Annotated in this window: 1 protein-coding gene; it reads left to right on the forward strand. The window is 53.2% G+C overall.

Going from position 1 to position 233, the window contains the following annotated elements; translation table 11 throughout:
* The coding region (locus CE491_RS00145) for a transposase (protein WP_199884905.1) at window positions 1-233 on the forward strand (233 nt) is incomplete at both ends.

Here is a 233-nt window from a genome sequence, read left to right on the forward strand (position 1 = left end):
GCTATACCGGTGTCGAGAAGCGCAAAGAGCATACTGGACGCCAAGTCATCTGGCAGGTTGCAGCCCGGCGCAGCACCTACAAGAAGCACGGAAAACGCAGCGTGTTGTACAAAGCAATACGCAAGATCGAGAGAGCCAAGGCTCAGGTTCGCTCCAAGGTTGAGCATCCATTTCGGGTGATCAAGCGTCAGTTTGGTTATACGAAAGTGCGCTTCCGAGGCTTGGTGAAAAAC

The organism is Pseudomonas bohemica, from assembly GCF_002934685.1.
GTDB classification, from domain to species: domain Bacteria; phylum Pseudomonadota; class Gammaproteobacteria; order Pseudomonadales; family Pseudomonadaceae; genus Aquipseudomonas; species Aquipseudomonas bohemica.